A 15,042-nucleotide genomic window follows, 5' to 3' on the forward strand; every position below is an offset into this window, starting at 1 on the left:
GGTCCAATCAATAGTCTTGGATAACCTTACTAAAGGATGATTCGAGTTAATGATGTCTACGAGCTGAGGTTGAAATAAATCTTTTTGTGGAATGCTCTCTGTCTGACGAGGCTTCATAAAACTCACCGATTCTGCAACTTTTTGGGCCTTACACTGTATTTACAGCAAGATTTAGACATAAACTATCTAATAAAAACACAATAAATTCAATAGGTTGAGAGTTATTCAGGGACAACTAATATAATTTCTGTTATTTGAGAGTCTTTAAGATTTAAATGTGACGAAATCGCCATAATTAAATTTTTTAGTCTTGAAGAATAGGAAAAGATAAAAATGGCTTATGTATAAAGTTGTATTTATAGATTCTTTTTAATAATGGCATTAAGCCATTCCAGATAAATTGGGAATTTAATCAAATTCACCTTTATCAAGTAAATTACAAAATGTGGGAATGTGAGCACCGTAATAGCGTTTTTCTCCAATAATTTCTATTTTGTATTTTTGTTTTGTTGATTGTGAATCAAAAAGACTATCGGTCATTAAGTAAAAGGCTGGAGCCTCTTTAACGGGCTTACGTTTCTTCTTGCGAATCGTACTTGTTGTTGGCTTATTGGCCTCTGCGTTATAAAGCATTTTGGCTCTAACAACATCAAAGCTGTATCCTCTGCCCATACGCTGGACATCCTTTTCATAGCGATTAATACTTTCAGTATAGGTATTGGTCACAGGGTAATCAAAGCCATTTAAAATCTCAGGCATCCAGTTCGATAAAGCCGTTGTTAAAGCTTCAAAGTAATGTGCAATTTGAGGTGATAAGCCTCTTTGCCAATCCATTAAAGCTTGCTCTGCGGTTTTGGAATCTAGGTCTTGGTCAAACAAACAGTAAAACGCTTCTTTAGCATCATAAGACAATCCTAAGTCTGGAAACCATGCTGACCATTGCTGTAGCTTTTCAAATTCTTCATCGGTCAATGAATGACGACGTTTTGACAGCACAAAGCGCTCATTCTTTAGTTTTATACGGTCTTTGCGGTCTAGCTTGCTACGAATCGTTTTACGGGCTTTTTCAAGACACTCTAACGAAATGCGTACAATATGGAATTTATCGACCACCACGATTGCATGAGGCAATACTTGGTTTACCGCATCTTTGTAGGGTCGCCACATATCCATCGTTACGATTTGCACATTCTTAGGATTTTTTAGGGATTTTAAATGCCGAACAACATCGGCTTTCTTTCGAGAGGGTAGCATGTCAAAGATGCTATATTGCTCGATGTTGGTTAAGATGCACCGATAGCTACCGACTAGCTTTGACTCATCAATACCAAGCACTCTAGGCGTTTCAAACGGCATTACTTTAGATTGCGTGTCAACGTAATCATCAAAGACGTGTCGGATCGTTTTTTCATCCAAACCTGTTTCTCTGGCAACCACTGCAAAGGTATCGCTCATGGAGCGCTTTTGAATGTACTCTTTGAGTCGTGTGGTCATTAAACGCTTATCGTCAATATCGTCTAGCGGCTCACGAAAAGTTTTACCACATGAACGGCATTTATAGCGCATACGCTGAATTTTCAGAATAACAGGTTTACCTTGCATGGGAGCATCAAAGAAAACCTGCTCAGTTTTGTCGTGAGAGTATAGTTGTGAAAAGCCACAATGCGGACAGGCTTGAGGCTTAAATCGGCTTTCTACGGTGATCTCTAAATGTCCTTCATGCTCTTGCTGAGAAAGAGCATGGAAGCCTTTTAGGTTGAGTAAGCAGTCCATCGCCTAACTCACTTTGGCCGCTTGTTCGTGTGCCGCTATTTTTTTGTCAGCGTATTCCACAACGTCTTTGATAACCAATTTTTGTACAGCTGAAATCAGGGTTTCCATTGATGATAAATCTGGCTGATTATTTTGGCTTGGTAATTTCATTTTAAGATTCAAACTTTGAGAACTTCTTAATTTATTGCCGTAATCGAACTTATTCATCAATGCTTGGTTTATAGAAGATGTAAAAAATAACATCATTTCTCTAGAGTAATTTTTACTTTTTGACCAATAAGCCCCCGTGTCATCGCCAGCCCCATAGTCATAGCTACGGTAAAAGGCATTGCCAAAAATATCGACTGTAATTGAGTTTCTTGGAAAAGATGCGATAGGATTTGAAATATAATTAACAACCCCTGTATCCGTAACCCCAGACATTACAAAAGGTATATCTCCTGGTAATTGGTCATCTTTTTTAAGTCGTCGTCCTTGTTTGATTTGGTCAAAAATATCTTTAAATTTAAACTCGCACCAAGCAAATCTTCCACTTTCAAAGTCCTCTAAAGCCTTCTGCTCTTCAAGAGTTAAGTGATAATCTTTTAAACCTGATGCTTTTAAGTATGCTTCTAATTCAGTTATACGCTCTGCTTCTAATTCAGTTATAAAACGCTCCATAAAATCGAAGTCAATTTTTTCATTATCTACTGGAAGCGTTAAAATCTGGCTTTTGATGATACTTACATTAAAGCTTGAGCTTCCCCAAGAGAAAGAGCTAAAGGCTTTTGCCATTGTCGATATAAAAAACTGAGCATTCTCTTTGTCAAAGCGACTTTCTTTAGGCTTCAAAATTTTAATCTTATCCCCAGTAAAGTAAGGTTTTTGTTGATAGAACATGGTGGCAGTATCTTGTCCAAAGGCAATAGTATTCCCTTCATTCAAAAAACTGGAATCTTCGTCAATAAAGCCTTTTTGACCGTTGCTTGTTCCCATTCGCACCACATAGGGATAAACACCGTTTTTTAGCACATTTACTTTATTTGCATCGAAACGCTTCTTTGAAGTTTGAACTTCAAACAAATCCCCTAATTTAAACTCCCCCCACTCAACACTTTCCAGCATTTTGTTAAGTGGGGAATCTACTTTCCCGAAGCATCACCTTTTTGCTTTAGAAGCTGAGAAACTTCCCAAGCCAAATAATTGCTCACGGTGCGTTTAAAATTGTCCAGTGTCGGCTTAGTATCAATAGGGATCGATTGGTTCCAGTCTGCACCATTATTTGGGTCAATCGTGCTCTCGTGATACTCATCTTTGGTCAGAATGCTTAGCTTACTTGAGCCAAAGCGTACTAAATCCACGACTTCTTGATAGCGCTCTTTAGCCCGGTCTGTATCCTTAAGGTTGTTGCTTGCTTTCTTACGATTGGTGCGGGTGTAACCATCATTGGAAAAATCAATAAACTTCACCATTTCATCTTTTTGATGCGAGTCATTTACTCGAAATACATAGATGTAGGTTTGTACACTCGATTTACCAATGAAAATGTCGATGGGCATTTTGATACTGGCAATCAGTGTATGATTTTTAAGGATGCGTTGATTTATTGTCGTGGCTCTACCCGAACCCGCAGAATTTTGAATAATGATGGACGCATACCCTTTGTGCATCATATTTAAAGCCTTCTCCACAAAGTTCATACCATTACCGTCAGCAGAGTAAGGGGGGTTAAGAATAAAAGCATCGGCGGGGAAATGCTTATCAGTTTCGCCAAAACCATATTTTCCATCAAAGGTTAATGAATCTTCGTTGAGAATGTTAGAGCTACCATCCCCCATCAAAATCATGTTTAGAATCGCCAACATATAAACACTGGAAAGCATTTCTAAACCAAGCAATTGTTCTGCTTTAATTTTCGCTTCTTTAAGTGCAAGCTCGTCTGGAGAGGTAATGGTGTTTTTGGCATCATTGAGCATCTCATTCATTGCCGCTACCAATAAACCAGCAGAGCCTGTTGCAAAGTCCCATACATAAGAGTTTTTATTCACTCTTGCTAGCTTTGTTAGCATGGTAGCAATGTAAGAAGGTGTAAGAACTACGTCATTAAGTTTGTCCTGTGAAAATCCGAGCCAGCCATACATTTCGTTAAAGAGTTTGCCTGTGAAGTCGGTGGTTAAGCCAATTTTGTAGTAAATACCCAAGTCATCAATAATCTTAGTAAAGACGCGTTTTAGTTGGCTTTCACCATCCATAACTTTATTGATATTTTCGGTTAGAAGAGTGTTTGAAAGCGTCCTGATAATTAAGTCTTTTTTATCTTGCGGAATGTTTTTGTTTTTTAAAAACGCTTCAATTTTACGAATGACAATATCGCCATCACGATTACCTTCTTCGGTTGAGGACTTTAAGTCCGACTTTTCAAGTGGTGCGACTTTGTTAGGCACACCAAGCGTAGCAATAATAGAGGAGGCAACAAGATAAACGCGGTCGTTTTCACCCAAACCTTTCTCGTTCTGATAAATATCGTGATTAAGATTACGTAAACTGACATCAATTTCTTTTTCACGCTGAGATTTAAGTTTGTCTAACTCTTCATCTGAGAGACTTAATGATTTCACTTGCTCAATAAAATCATCAAAGTGTTCGCCAGATAAAAAAGAAAAATCGGTGTATTCGCCAACTTTTTGACCTGCCCCTAAGTTATCCTTGGAGACAAAGTACACACCGATTTCATGTTGTAAATCACCTGAGCTGTCTTTGTACCCAGTCACCCCAATGGCGATAATATCGGTGTAGCTAGTGTGATGAAGAATCGCATTAGCGTAGTGAACCGCACCGTTTACAGCATAGTCTTTGATATTTTTGAGGTTAGGTTCGTTTTTGGTAGTCAGATTGTCAACTTGACCATCTGAGTTGAGTTTTTCGAGCTTGCCTTTGTAACCTTTATACTCGATTAGGATAGGAAAATAACTAAGCTGCTTGTTTTGTAACAACAGCTTTGCATCAGGACGATTGCCGCCTTTACCACCACTTTTTGAATGGTAGTCATTCAACGCCTTATCAATTTCAGAATTTAAAGACTCTTGCTCTAGTTTGTAAGGTAAGCCGTAAGACTTTAACCATCCGTTAGCCAATTCTGCGACATTCGGTTCAACTGATTGTATTTTTGCCATTTTCCACGCTCCATTCCGTTTTATGGTCTAAAGTATAGCATGAAAAGTTCCACTGCCTATTCCGTTTTAATAAGTTTTGACAGAAGGTTTAACTAATCAGGTTCCACGCACTATTCCGCATGATCTTTTTTTTAAAGTCATCGAATTCGATGACTTTAAAAGCAGATCAATAAGGCCCCCTCTTAAACCATCTCACCCCTCAGTCGGCGGGTTAATGTCGTAGTGAGCAGGAGGCTCAGCAACAAGGTCGAGCGGAGTCTGCGGTAGGGCGGTTTGAGCGGTTTGAAACTGGTTCACTGCCACCCACAGTTTAGCTTGGCTGTGTTCAGCGATTTGGTAAGCCCAGTTACTAACCGAAAGCGCTTTTTCAGCATCGCATTGAAAGTACTGGTCGAGTTCACGCTCAATGTGCCCACAATGCACAACCAAATTTTGCTCTTGCCAGTGCGTTCGGTGTTTGGGAGCCGCTAAATAGTCTCGCTTATTGTTATTGCAAGTACGGTGTGCCGCGACAAAATTATGCGCAAGATCATGTGAATAACGAGAAAAAGGAATGAAGTGATCCACTTCTGTGTCATTTTTCATCGGTTTACGACAATAAAAACAGAGATCAGACTGCAGATCGACAAGAACAGGCTTCGCCTTACTCAACGCCTGACGATCCAGCCCAAAAAGAAAATCTTGAACGAGACTCTGCGAACCAATCAGCACCTGATTGTGCTTGATACTCTGAATTTTTTGCAACCAAGCATTCTTAGCAAGATAGGTAATAAGGTCATAAAAGCGACGAAAACAATGCGCAATGCCAGCATTCAAAGTAATGTGTTTGGTACTTTGAGTGTGAGGGTACAAAAAACATTCTTCTTGCCGAGCGAGAATCTGCAGTCGCCAGAGCGGGCCATTTTTTAACGTTGTCATCGCCGCAGTAAACGTCGGCTTATAGAGAGGGCTTTGTTTGAGTTGCCTTAAATTGCGGATATTTTTCTGCTGACAATCAAACAGCATACTAATGATTTTTGATTGCTTACCAGTGTTTTGTTTGAGCAGGGCGTCTTCATTCTCGTGTTGTGATGAAAACGGAGTGGCATGATGCCAATACAAGGTAATCAACTTATCTGCCAACGTCGGCAGCTCAATGACCAAGGGCGCGTCATCCGCAATGGTCGCTTGCTCAACGCACACATCGGCTATGGCGTGCAGCAACGCAAATTTATACGTGGCACTAAAATCCCCTTCTACCAACAGACGCTGCACATAAGCGATAAAATCCAGCTGTTGTTGCAGGCTATTTAACATGCAGCATCAGCACAAGAAGGCGACTTTTTAATAATGGCATTAAGCCATATCTCATGACTGCGCTCAGGGCGTTGATCTTGACTTTGCCAGTGTTTAACAAGCGTTAAACTAGGGCAGTGGGCAATCAGATTCATCAGCGCCGCTTCGTCTAAGTCGGTAAACAGGCGGTCATTGTGTCGGCGCTCTTCTGTGCCATATTTAAACGAAACATATAGCACGCCCTCGGCTTTAAGCGCGTTTTGTAAATTCAAAAACACCTCAGAAAGCTCGCGTTTAGGAACATGAAGCAAACTGGCACAACACCAGATACCATCGTAGCGCTGTTGGTCTTTTAACTGTTGAAAGGTTTTCACTTCCACAGGCTGGCCCAAGTGTTCGGTGGCTAACTTGGCTATTTCTGCGCTGGCATCAAATGCACTGACCTGAAAGCCCTGCTGTTTAAAATACGCAGCATCACGAGCCGAACCACAACCCGCATCTAAAATATGTCCTTGTGGCATAACGTGTGGCAAAAACTCACCATACACCGCCGACATATCCACTTGAAGAGTTGAATCAGCAAACTGTTTTGCATTTTGGTTATAAAATTGTAGGGTGCTGTTTGACATGATGTTTGACATGAAAGGCGCCGTTCCTTGGTTTTTCAGAAGGTTTTAATCTACCTTATCAATACTGACAAAGACAACCGTGTAAAAAACATAAGCCAGTCAGTCGTACAGTAAAGTCGCCGTTTATTGATCAACGCGTATTGTAAGCTTATGTAAAGACACACTAGAATGCGTCCTGATATTAGTCATCTTTTACGCCATCGATTCAATAGATTACTGCTTCTAAGGAGCTCGTGTGTTTTCTCTCTCTCTTTCAGTGTTACCGGTATTTCTATTGCTCGTCGTAGGAGCCGTTTGTCAGCGCTGGCGCTTCCCAATGGAAGGCTTTTGGCAGGGCGTCGACAAACTTTCTTACTGGGTACTGTTTCCCTCATTACTCTTCTACAAAACATCACAAATCGACTTCACCAACCCCATGCTGTCCCAATACGCACTCGTACTGCTGGGTGGCTTACTGATTACCTCGCTCTTTGTCTTTGCCAGTGCATACCTTATGAAAACCGCCGCACCCACTGCCTCCTCCATGTTACAGGCCGGTGTGCGATTCAACACCTTCCTAGTACTCGCCTTAGCTGGCAGCCTCTATGGTAACGAAGGCCTCGTTCTTGCCGCCCTCGGAGCCTCCGTACTCATCCCATCCATCAACGTCTTCCTCGTCATCGCCATGGTGCTTATGCACGGACCAACCGACGCAGACGGCAAACGAACCGTCTCACTACCGCGTCTACTGAGTGGCGCCTTAATTCGCAACCCACTGATCCTCTCCATCCTACTGGGCAGCGGACTCAACCTACTCGGACTCACTCCCATCCTACTCATCTCCGACATGATTGGCATGCTATCCCAGGCCGCCTTACCCCTTGTCCTGCTCGCCGTGGGCGCCAGCGTCCGCTTCGAAACCATCCGCACCGTCGGCATGGCTTTCGTTCTGTCCACCGTCGCACGCTTCGTTATCTTCCCCGTCATGATCGGCCTACTGTGTTGGGCATTTGACATACGCGGCTTACCGGCATTCGTTGCCATCCTATTCGGACTCGTCCCCACCGCCACATCCGGCTACGCCTTAGCTCGACAACTGGGCGGCGACGCCGAACGCCTATCCGCCTTCATCACACTGCAAACCCTACTGTCCGTCTTCACCGTTCCACTTAGCGTCTGGCTCAGCCAGCTCTACCTAAGCTAACCCGGAACTAAGCTAATCCGGAACAGACAGCACAAAACCAAAACACAAAACCAGAGCACAAAAAAAGCCGCACTCAACAGAATGCGGCTCTTTATCAATTTTTATTACCTAAAACGTTTTATCACTTAAAACTTTTTATCACTTAAAACTTTTTATTACTTAAGATGTTTTATTATCTAAATAGCGCACCGTATTGGTGCAATAAGTGGCGGCAATTTAGCCAGCGCAAAATAGGTGAACAATCACATTACACTTCTGTTGGATCTTGATAGTGGTGCTTGTAGCAGAAGTTTGTTGCTTCCACAAAACCATCCACACTACCACAATCAAAACGCTTACCTTTAAACTGGTACGCCAACACACAACCTTCCGTCGCCTGCTGCAAAATAGCATCCGTAATCTGCACTTCACCATTACGACCCGGTGGCGTATTACGAATCTTATCGAAAATATCCGGAGTCAAAATATAACGACCAATGATCGCAAGATTAGAAGGTGCATCTTCTTTGGCTGGCTTCTCCACCATATCCGTCACACGGAACAAGCCATCCATCATAGAATCGCCCTTAATCACACCGTACTTATGCACCTCATCTTCAGGTACTTCCTCAATCGCCACAATCGTACAACGGAACTGATTGTAAAGCTTCACCATCTGCGCCATCACACCGTCGTCTTCACCAAAGCAAAGGTCATCGGCCAACACCACACCAAACGCCTCATCACCGATCAGTGACTCGCCTGACAAGATAGCGTGGCCAAGCCCTAACATGTTGTTTTGACGAATATAGGAGAAGTTAACGTTATCGATTAAATCACGGATGGTGTCGAGATATTTTTCTTTCTTAGTGCCTGAAATTTGGTGCTCTAACTCATAACTAATGTCGAAATGATCGGCGATGGCACGCTTACCACGACCCGTCACAAACGTGACATTATTCAACCCCGCCGCTGCGGCTTCTTCAACACCATATTGAACGAGTGGCTTGTTCACAATGGGCAACATCTCTTTTGGCATAGACTTCGTGGCCGGCAAAAAACGGGTGCCATAACCAGCAACAGGGAATAAACACTTACGAATCATAATCTTTCCTTAAAAATGGCTTTGTTAAATGGCCGTCTAAAACACGACATGGCCAATCTGTTTTCGGTCGATGCATTTAGTATAGAGCATCTTGTGTGACCGTTCGTATCACCTGTGTTAACCGGTCCAATACAGGGGAACTAAGTTTGTACCAATGCCAATAAAGAGGCAAGGCAAGGCGGTTGTCCGGCAGCAAGGATACCAATTTCTTACTTTTTATTTTCTGTTTCACTTGAACACTAGGGACTAAAGCACAGACTGTGCCACCCATCACCAGCTCGACAAAGCCATGGGAAGACGGATACCAATGGCTATTGTTGGCATTGGCTTGGCTTTTAAGGCATTCCGTTTGATACCGTGTCCACAGCTCATCGTGCTCGTCGTACACCAGTGAGGGCGCTTGTAAAATAGCGTCACTGCTGAGATCGTTGTGCAAATAGGTCTCAATAAAGGCTGGCGTGGCGACCAGCTCATAATGCATATACCCTAAAAACACAGAATCCCCACCCGCCACCGGTGTACCGATTTGGCTAAGACACGCCACCACCTGACCACTTTGCAACAAAGAACGGGTATGGCTTTGATCGGCCGCCTTAATGTGCAACATATTGTCATCCGTAGCGGAAAACGCTTGAACAACATCGGTAAACCAAGTGGCCAACACATCATTATTCACCGCAATGCGCAGAGGTTGCCGGGTGTTATCCCTTTCAATGCTGTCCCTTATGTCATCCTCCAACAAGGTGACCTTATTGAAATGCGCCAACAACTTTTCCCCAAGGGGCGTCGGCAACACAGGGCGAGCGCGAATCAGTAAGGGTTGCCCGCAGGCTTGCTCTAAGCGTTTGATGTTTTGCGACACCGCGGATTGCGTCAAATTCAAATGCTGAGCGGCCTTGTCAAAACGTTGAAACGTGAGAACAGCGTGCAAACTGCTCAAAGCTTTGTAATCCATCATAAAATTGACGAGCGTCCAAATAAATTTTTCTAATGAAGTTTAAGTTTAATTAATTTTAATGTAAAAGTGCCGTCGCGTAAGATCAAGTCAAATTTCACCAAAAGGAAACCGCCATGCTGGCATTTTTAAGCGGTGCCATTACCGGAGGGGGCTTAATTGTCGCTGTAGGGGCACAAAACAGTTTTTTACTAGAACAAGCGTTAAAGCGTCATTACGCCTTTCCCATAGCACTGCTGTTCATCTTAAGCGATGTTATCTCCATCACCTTAGGTGCCTTTGGACTGGGTCTATTGCTACAAAGTCACGACTGGTTACTGACCGCATCGCGATGGGCGGGGGTAGCGTTTTTAGCTTGGTTTGCCCTTGGCAAATGGCGAGCCTCGTTTCAAGAAGAGCATTTGATTTTGGAGCAAGCGGGTAAACGCCTTGCCTTGTGGCCACTGTGTGTCATGGGCTTTGCGGTGACCTGGCTGAATCCGCACTTCTATCTGGACACCATGATCTTAATGGGCAGCTTGGCGAACCAATGGCAGGACGACAAATGGGCGTTTGTGTTTGGTGGCGCAACGGCGTCTGTGGTGTGGTTTTTATCCTTGGCTCTGGTAGGAAAGCTGTGTGCAAAGTGGCTCGAAAAAGCCGCTTTCTGGCGTTGGTTTAATCGTATTAACGCCATTTTGATTTGGAGCATTGCCTACAACATCGCCACACAGCCGTTTTAAGACACACTGTATGGCGACGATGATGGCGATGGCGATGGCGAGTTACAATTTGATTTCGACCTCGTGTGGCGCTTCCTCGACGGGAGTAGAGGTGTCGGCTTCCACCAACATCTCTGCTGTCGCCACAGAAGAAACCGTCAACGCCACAGGGATCTGATCCCCTTGCTCTTCGATGATCATGGCTGGCTGATGCTTGATACGGTACATGGCCACCAGTGCGACACTGATATTGAGTGTCGCAACAAACCAAAACAACGCATCAATGCGCAAGGTGTCCATCAAGGCCGCAGCAACAAGAGGCCCTAACATACCACCGACACCATTCAATAAAATCATGCCACTACTGGCCGATAAAATTTGCTCAGGACGCAATTGGTCATTCATATGCGAAGACGCCAATGAATACATCGGGAAGGTAAAGGCACCGACAAAAAACATGCCTACCATCATGACAATCTGATTATTCATACCATTGCCCAGCGGCACAATAAACGCCGCGATCCCCCCAACAATCCCCACCCACAGAATAGTGACGCGACGATCTTGGCGATCGGACAATTTACCTATTGGCCACTGCAAAATCATACCGCCCACGTAGCTGGCACCGATAAACAAAGAGATCTGTACAATGTCCATGCCGATGCTCTTAGCGTACAAGGCACCCAAGCCCAAAATCGCCCCTGCCGTACAACCGGCAATGGTCACCCCCGTGACCCCCAAGGGCGCGGTTTTTATCAAGCCAACAATATTGAGCTTTTCCGGCACATTAATGGTCGGCGACGGCGTGCGCACTAACAGCAAAGGCACCACCGCTAAAGAAATTAACACCGACGTTAAAATGAACAAGCCATAACCACTGGGCGACGACAAATTCAGTAAGAATTGGCTGAGGGTTTGGCTGGCCCAAATTTCAATAATATAAATAGAAAACAGACGACCACGGGTTTTATTGGTGGCAATGTCGTTGAGCCAGCTTTCGGTGACAATAAACAGCCCGGCGTAACACAGGCCGGTTCCCATCCGCATTAGCATCCAAAACCAAGAGTTGACCACCACGGATTGCATTAAAATAGTGATCGACGCCAAGGACGCCACCGCCGCAAACACACGGATATGACCGACATTTTTTACCCAATTCGGCACCAACAAAGACCCTAAAATAAAGCCGAGATAATACGCCGACATAATTAAACCCGTTGCCGTGGTATTAAAGCCTTCGATCGATGCCCGAATACCAATCAACGAACTTTGCAACGCACTCGCCATCGTCAAAATGGCGATGCCGATGAGCAGACTCCAGATGGGGAATAGGGTTTGCTTTAACATGTCGTGTCCTTTAGTGCGCTGTATAAAATAGGGGAGGTTGGTTAATGGCTGAGGTGGTCATTATTTCGGCAGACTATACCGATTGAAATCCTGAATGCAATCACTAATCCACCCATTAAAGGCCGTAAAGAAAAAGATATTTTTTTGTGTCATCTTCGCAGTATAGCTGGAGTTTACTGTGGATATTTTGTTTACTATAAAACACATACACAGCACGGGAGAACACAGCCAATGGATGCCTCTACCTCGGTATTTGACACAGTAATTGACCGCACAACAAGCCACAGTGATAAATGGTCCAAATTTCCCGACACCGTGATTCCTATGTGGGTGGCGGACATGGATTTTGATTCCCCAGACTGCATTAAAAATGCCCTGTCCCAGCGTGTCGAAGAGGGCGTTTATGGCTACACCAAGACCCCTGATGTACTGGAAAAAGCCATTCAGGCACACGCTCTTACGCAGTATAACTGGTCCGTTTCAGCGCAGGATCTAGTGCACCTGCCAGGGCTCGTCTGCGCGTTACACCTCAGTGTGCGTGTTTTCTCTGAAGCCGATGATCGTATCGTGGTGCCAGGCCCCGTGTACTACCATTTGACCAAGGCGCCGGCTTTGGTCGGGCGTGACATTGCCCATGTGGACATGACGTTGGAAAACCATCGTTGGGTGCCGGACATGGCGCAGTTTGAAGCCGCTTGTGCCGACCCCAAAAGTAAAATGATCCTATTGTGCAACCCGCACAACCCTGGTGGCACCGTTTACAGTCAGGCGGAATTACTGCGCATTCATGCCTTAGCGGAGAAATACAATCTCATCGTGGTAAGCGATGAGATACATTGCGATTTGATCCTAGACTCGGTGCCACACGTACCTTTTGCAAGCTTAAATGAAGACGCCGCAAGTCGAACCATCACACTGATGGCGCCCAGCAAAACCTTTAATGTGGCGGGGTTGGGATACGCATTTGCCGTGATTCAAAATACCGAGTTGCGTCACGCCTTCGATCAGGGTCGAACAGGGTTGATTCCATCGCCGAATTTGCTGGGGTTAACCGCAGCGACAGCTGCCTACCAAGAAGGACAGGTTTGGCATCACGCATTGCTGACTTATCTAAAAGGCAACCGTGATTTATTGGTGGAGCGCCTTGCGTCGACACCGCTTAAAATGGCGCGTCTGGAAGCGACTTATTTGGCTTGGATTGACGCATCTGCATTAGGTTTAGACGACGCCTATGAGTTTTTTGTAAACGCGGGTGTTGGGGTCTCTAATGGTGCAGATTTTGGTGATGCAAATTTTGTACGATTGAATTTTGGTTGCCCTAAATCGGTGTTGTTAGAAGCCATTGAGCGCATTGAAGCGGCGTTAGAACAGCACAGTCAGTCATGAGTGCCGTCGGCTTTGAACGCCATTATTATGAGAGTAGGGAATAGGTTACATGATTGATTTTACCGTTCGGATCAGTATTTTTTTAGTGGTGTTCAGCAGTCTAATGACCTGGCAGTGGTTAGCGCCTCGGGGGGCTCTGCTGCAGTGGCGTCAACGTTGGCAGCACAATTTGATTTTACTGATGCTGGGGGCTGTGTGCGTCCGTCTGTTTCAACCGGTTCTTTTGTCGTTTGTGGCCTACTCCAATCAAGGGGCCGGTTTATTGAGCCATATAAGTTTGCCTTTTTGGGCGCTAGTCTTGGTCAGCATTTTGTTGCTTGATTGTCTGATTTATTGGCAACACCGGCTCTTTCATACCGTGCCCTTATTATGGCGTCTGCATCGGGTGCATCACTCAGACCCTGAACTGGATGTCAGCTCCGCTATTCGCTTTCATCCGGTTGAGATCGTGTTGTCCCTTTGTATTAAAGCCACCGCGGTGTGGGTATTGGGTATTCCAGTGGAAGCCGTGTTGATCTTTGATATTTTGCTGAACGCCTCGGCGATGTTTAACCACACCAATGTGCGCCTACCAGCGAAGATAGAGAAGTGGGTGATCAAGCTGGTGGTGACGCCTGACATGCACCGCATTCATCATTCGAGGGTCAGCGCAGAAGCCAACAGCAACTATGGTTTTTTCTTGAGCATCTGGGATGCCTTATTCGGCAGCAAACGCAATCATGCGATGCACGGTGACGCTGGACTCAGTATTGGCATGCCGGGAACCAAGGCGTATCAGCCATCGTCATTAACTGATCTGTTGATGATGCCACTGAAGACCTTTGGCAAATCCCGAAAAAGAGGATAAGTAACATGCATTACCACCAACTAAACGCCACAGAGATGCGAGTGATCGGTTGTCTGATGGAAAAGGAAACCACCACGCCGGATCAGTATCCACTCAGCCTTAATGCCCTGGTCAACGCGTGTAACCAAAAATCAAACCGCGATCCGGTGACGCAATTATCAGAACAGGCCGTTCAAGACGCGCTGGATGCCTTGGACAAACGCGGCTTGGTGACGGAAATCTCCGGTGCACACAGCCGTGTGAGCAAATATCAGCATCGCTTTTGCAACACAGAATTTTCTGATTTACAGCTGTCGCCAGGTGAAACCGCCATTCTTTGTTTGTTGTTTGTCCGTGGTGCTCAAACGCCTGGAGAACTTAGATCTCGCAGTGGTCGATTACACGCGTTCGCTTCCCGTGAAGAAGTCGAAGCCGCGCTCTCTGCTTTGCAAACGAAAACCGGCGGGCCTTATGTTTGTTTGCTACCAAGAGAGCCAGGGAAGCGAGAACAGCGTTACCAAGAGTGTTTTTGTACAGACTCTGAGCGATCGGATGACGTACCGGTCGCCTTGACGGAAAAGAGCGAAAATACCCAATACACTCAACAGCTTGAAACTAAAGTGGCAGAATTAGAACAAGAAGTAGAGCGATTAAATGCGCGTATTCAAGAGCTTGAAAAAGCCAGTGGACTATAATGGACTTTGGGTTCAAAATTAACGCGTTTTAGGCTC

At 44.8% G+C, this 15,042-nt stretch carries 13 protein-coding genes; 5 read left to right on the top strand and 8 right to left on the bottom strand.

Features of this window, described 5'->3' with window-relative positions:
* Positions 1-408 precede the first annotated feature (408 nt).
* From LG368_RS06670 to LG368_RS06690, 5 genes are all read right to left on the bottom strand, one after another.
* A complete protein-coding gene (locus tag LG368_RS06670) occupies positions 409-1,773 on the bottom strand; it encodes an ISL3 family transposase (protein ID WP_226753957.1) in 1,365 nt (454 codons plus the stop codon).
* Between the two features lie 3 nt (positions 1,774-1,776).
* Positions 1,777-2,877 (bottom strand): restriction endonuclease subunit S, encoded by a 1,101-nt coding sequence (locus LG368_RS06675; protein WP_226753958.1) that lies wholly within the window; start codon positions 2,875-2,877, stop codon positions 1,777-1,779.
* A gap of 17 nt (positions 2,878-2,894) precedes the next feature.
* A complete protein-coding gene (locus tag LG368_RS06680; protein WP_226753959.1) occupies positions 2,895-4,925 on the bottom strand; it encodes an HsdM family class I SAM-dependent methyltransferase in 2,031 nt (676 codons plus the stop codon).
* A gap of 192 nt (positions 4,926-5,117) precedes the next feature.
* Complete coding sequence (locus LG368_RS06685; protein WP_226753960.1) at positions 5,118-6,221, bottom strand: HNH endonuclease; 1,104 nt, start codon at positions 6,219-6,221, stop codon at positions 5,118-5,120.
* The gene (locus LG368_RS06690; RefSeq protein WP_226753961.1) at positions 6,215-6,841 is read right to left on the bottom strand and encodes a class I SAM-dependent methyltransferase; all 627 of its coding nucleotides are present in this window, start codon (positions 6,839-6,841) and stop codon (positions 6,215-6,217) included. The genes LG368_RS06685 and LG368_RS06690 overlap by 7 nt, the downstream gene beginning before the upstream one ends.
* Before the next feature lie 223 nt (positions 6,842-7,064).
* Between LG368_RS06690 and LG368_RS06695 the strand changes: the two genes are divergently transcribed.
* Positions 7,065-8,012, top strand: a complete 948-nt coding sequence (locus LG368_RS06695) for an AEC family transporter (RefSeq protein WP_226753962.1) — start codon at positions 7,065-7,067, stop codon at positions 8,010-8,012.
* A 247-nt stretch (positions 8,013-8,259) separates the two neighbouring features.
* Here the strand turns inward: LG368_RS06695 and galU are convergent, their stop codons facing one another.
* Together galU and LG368_RS06705 are read right to left on the bottom strand one after the other, a co-directional pair.
* Positions 8,260-9,096, bottom strand: coding sequence for a UTP--glucose-1-phosphate uridylyltransferase GalU (gene galU / locus LG368_RS06700; protein WP_226753963.1), 837 nt, complete (start codon positions 9,094-9,096; stop codon positions 8,260-8,262).
* A 76-nt stretch (positions 9,097-9,172) separates the two neighbouring features.
* On the bottom strand, positions 9,173-10,054 hold the full coding sequence (locus tag LG368_RS06705) for an ArgP/LysG family DNA-binding transcriptional regulator (protein ID WP_226753964.1): 882 nt from the start codon (positions 10,052-10,054) through the stop codon (positions 9,173-9,175).
* Between the two features lie 113 nt (positions 10,055-10,167).
* Between LG368_RS06705 and LG368_RS06710 the strand changes: the two genes are divergently transcribed.
* A complete protein-coding gene (locus LG368_RS06710) occupies positions 10,168-10,773 on the top strand; it encodes a LysE/ArgO family amino acid transporter (protein WP_226753965.1) in 606 nt (201 codons plus the stop codon).
* A 42-nt stretch (positions 10,774-10,815) separates the two neighbouring features.
* On the opposite strand, the gene LG368_RS06715 is transcribed toward LG368_RS06710, so the two are convergent.
* Complete coding sequence (locus LG368_RS06715) at positions 10,816-12,099, bottom strand: MFS transporter (RefSeq protein WP_226753966.1); 1,284 nt, start codon at positions 12,097-12,099, stop codon at positions 10,816-10,818.
* Positions 12,100-12,330: 231 nt separating this feature from the next.
* Between LG368_RS06715 and LG368_RS06720 the strand changes: the two genes are divergently transcribed.
* Genes LG368_RS06720 through LG368_RS06730 form a run of 3 tightly spaced genes read left to right on the top strand, consistent with a single transcriptional unit; the run spans position 12,331 to position 15,006 of the window.
* Positions 12,331-13,485 carry a MalY/PatB family protein gene (locus LG368_RS06720; protein WP_226753967.1) on the top strand — a complete coding sequence of 385 codons (1,155 nt, stop codon included), beginning with the start codon at positions 12,331-12,333 and terminating at the stop codon, positions 13,483-13,485.
* A gap of 49 nt (positions 13,486-13,534) precedes the next feature.
* Entirely contained in the window at positions 13,535-14,332 is a 798-nt protein-coding gene (locus LG368_RS06725) for a sterol desaturase family protein (RefSeq protein ID WP_226753968.1), read from the top strand.
* Positions 14,333-14,337: 5 nt separating this feature from the next.
* A complete protein-coding gene (locus tag LG368_RS06730; protein ID WP_226753969.1) occupies positions 14,338-15,006 on the top strand; it encodes a YceH family protein in 669 nt (222 codons plus the stop codon).
* Positions 15,007-15,042: the final 36 nt, after the last annotated feature.

Source organism: Marinomonas algarum (genome assembly GCF_020532605.1).
In the GTDB taxonomy this organism is placed as follows: domain Bacteria; phylum Pseudomonadota; class Gammaproteobacteria; order Pseudomonadales; family Marinomonadaceae; genus Marinomonas; species Marinomonas algarum.

What these genes read in the sequence shown, in the direction of transcription:
- LG368_RS06670 (WP_226753957.1), bottom strand. Translation starts at nt 1,773, where the DNA reads ATGGACTGCTTACTCAACCTAAAAGGCTTCCATGCTCTTTCTCAGCAA.
- LG368_RS06675 (WP_226753958.1), bottom strand. Translation starts at nt 2,877, where the DNA reads ATGCTGGAAAGTGTTGAGTGGGGGGAGTTTAAATTAGGGGATTTGTTT.
- LG368_RS06680 (WP_226753959.1), bottom strand. Translation starts at nt 4,925, where the DNA reads ATGGCAAAAATACAATCAGTTGAACCGAATGTCGCAGAATTGGCTAAC.
- LG368_RS06685 (WP_226753960.1), bottom strand. Translation starts at nt 6,221, where the DNA reads ATGTTAAATAGCCTGCAACAACAGCTGGATTTTATCGCTTATGTGCAG.
- LG368_RS06690 (WP_226753961.1), bottom strand. Translation starts at nt 6,841, where the DNA reads ATGTCAAACATCATGTCAAACAGCACCCTACAATTTTATAACCAAAAT.
- galU (WP_226753963.1), bottom strand. Translation starts at nt 9,096, where the DNA reads ATGATTCGTAAGTGTTTATTCCCTGTTGCTGGTTATGGCACCCGTTTT.
- LG368_RS06705 (WP_226753964.1), bottom strand. Translation starts at nt 10,054, where the DNA reads ATGATGGATTACAAAGCTTTGAGCAGTTTGCACGCTGTTCTCACGTTT.
- LG368_RS06710 (WP_226753965.1), top strand. Translation starts at nt 10,168, where the DNA reads ATGCTGGCATTTTTAAGCGGTGCCATTACCGGAGGGGGCTTAATTGTC.
- LG368_RS06715 (WP_226753966.1), bottom strand. Translation starts at nt 12,099, where the DNA reads ATGTTAAAGCAAACCCTATTCCCCATCTGGAGTCTGCTCATCGGCATC.
- LG368_RS06720 (WP_226753967.1), top strand. Translation starts at nt 12,331, where the DNA reads ATGGATGCCTCTACCTCGGTATTTGACACAGTAATTGACCGCACAACA.
- LG368_RS06725 (WP_226753968.1), top strand. Translation starts at nt 13,535, where the DNA reads ATGATTGATTTTACCGTTCGGATCAGTATTTTTTTAGTGGTGTTCAGC.
- LG368_RS06730 (WP_226753969.1), top strand. Translation starts at nt 14,338, where the DNA reads ATGCATTACCACCAACTAAACGCCACAGAGATGCGAGTGATCGGTTGT.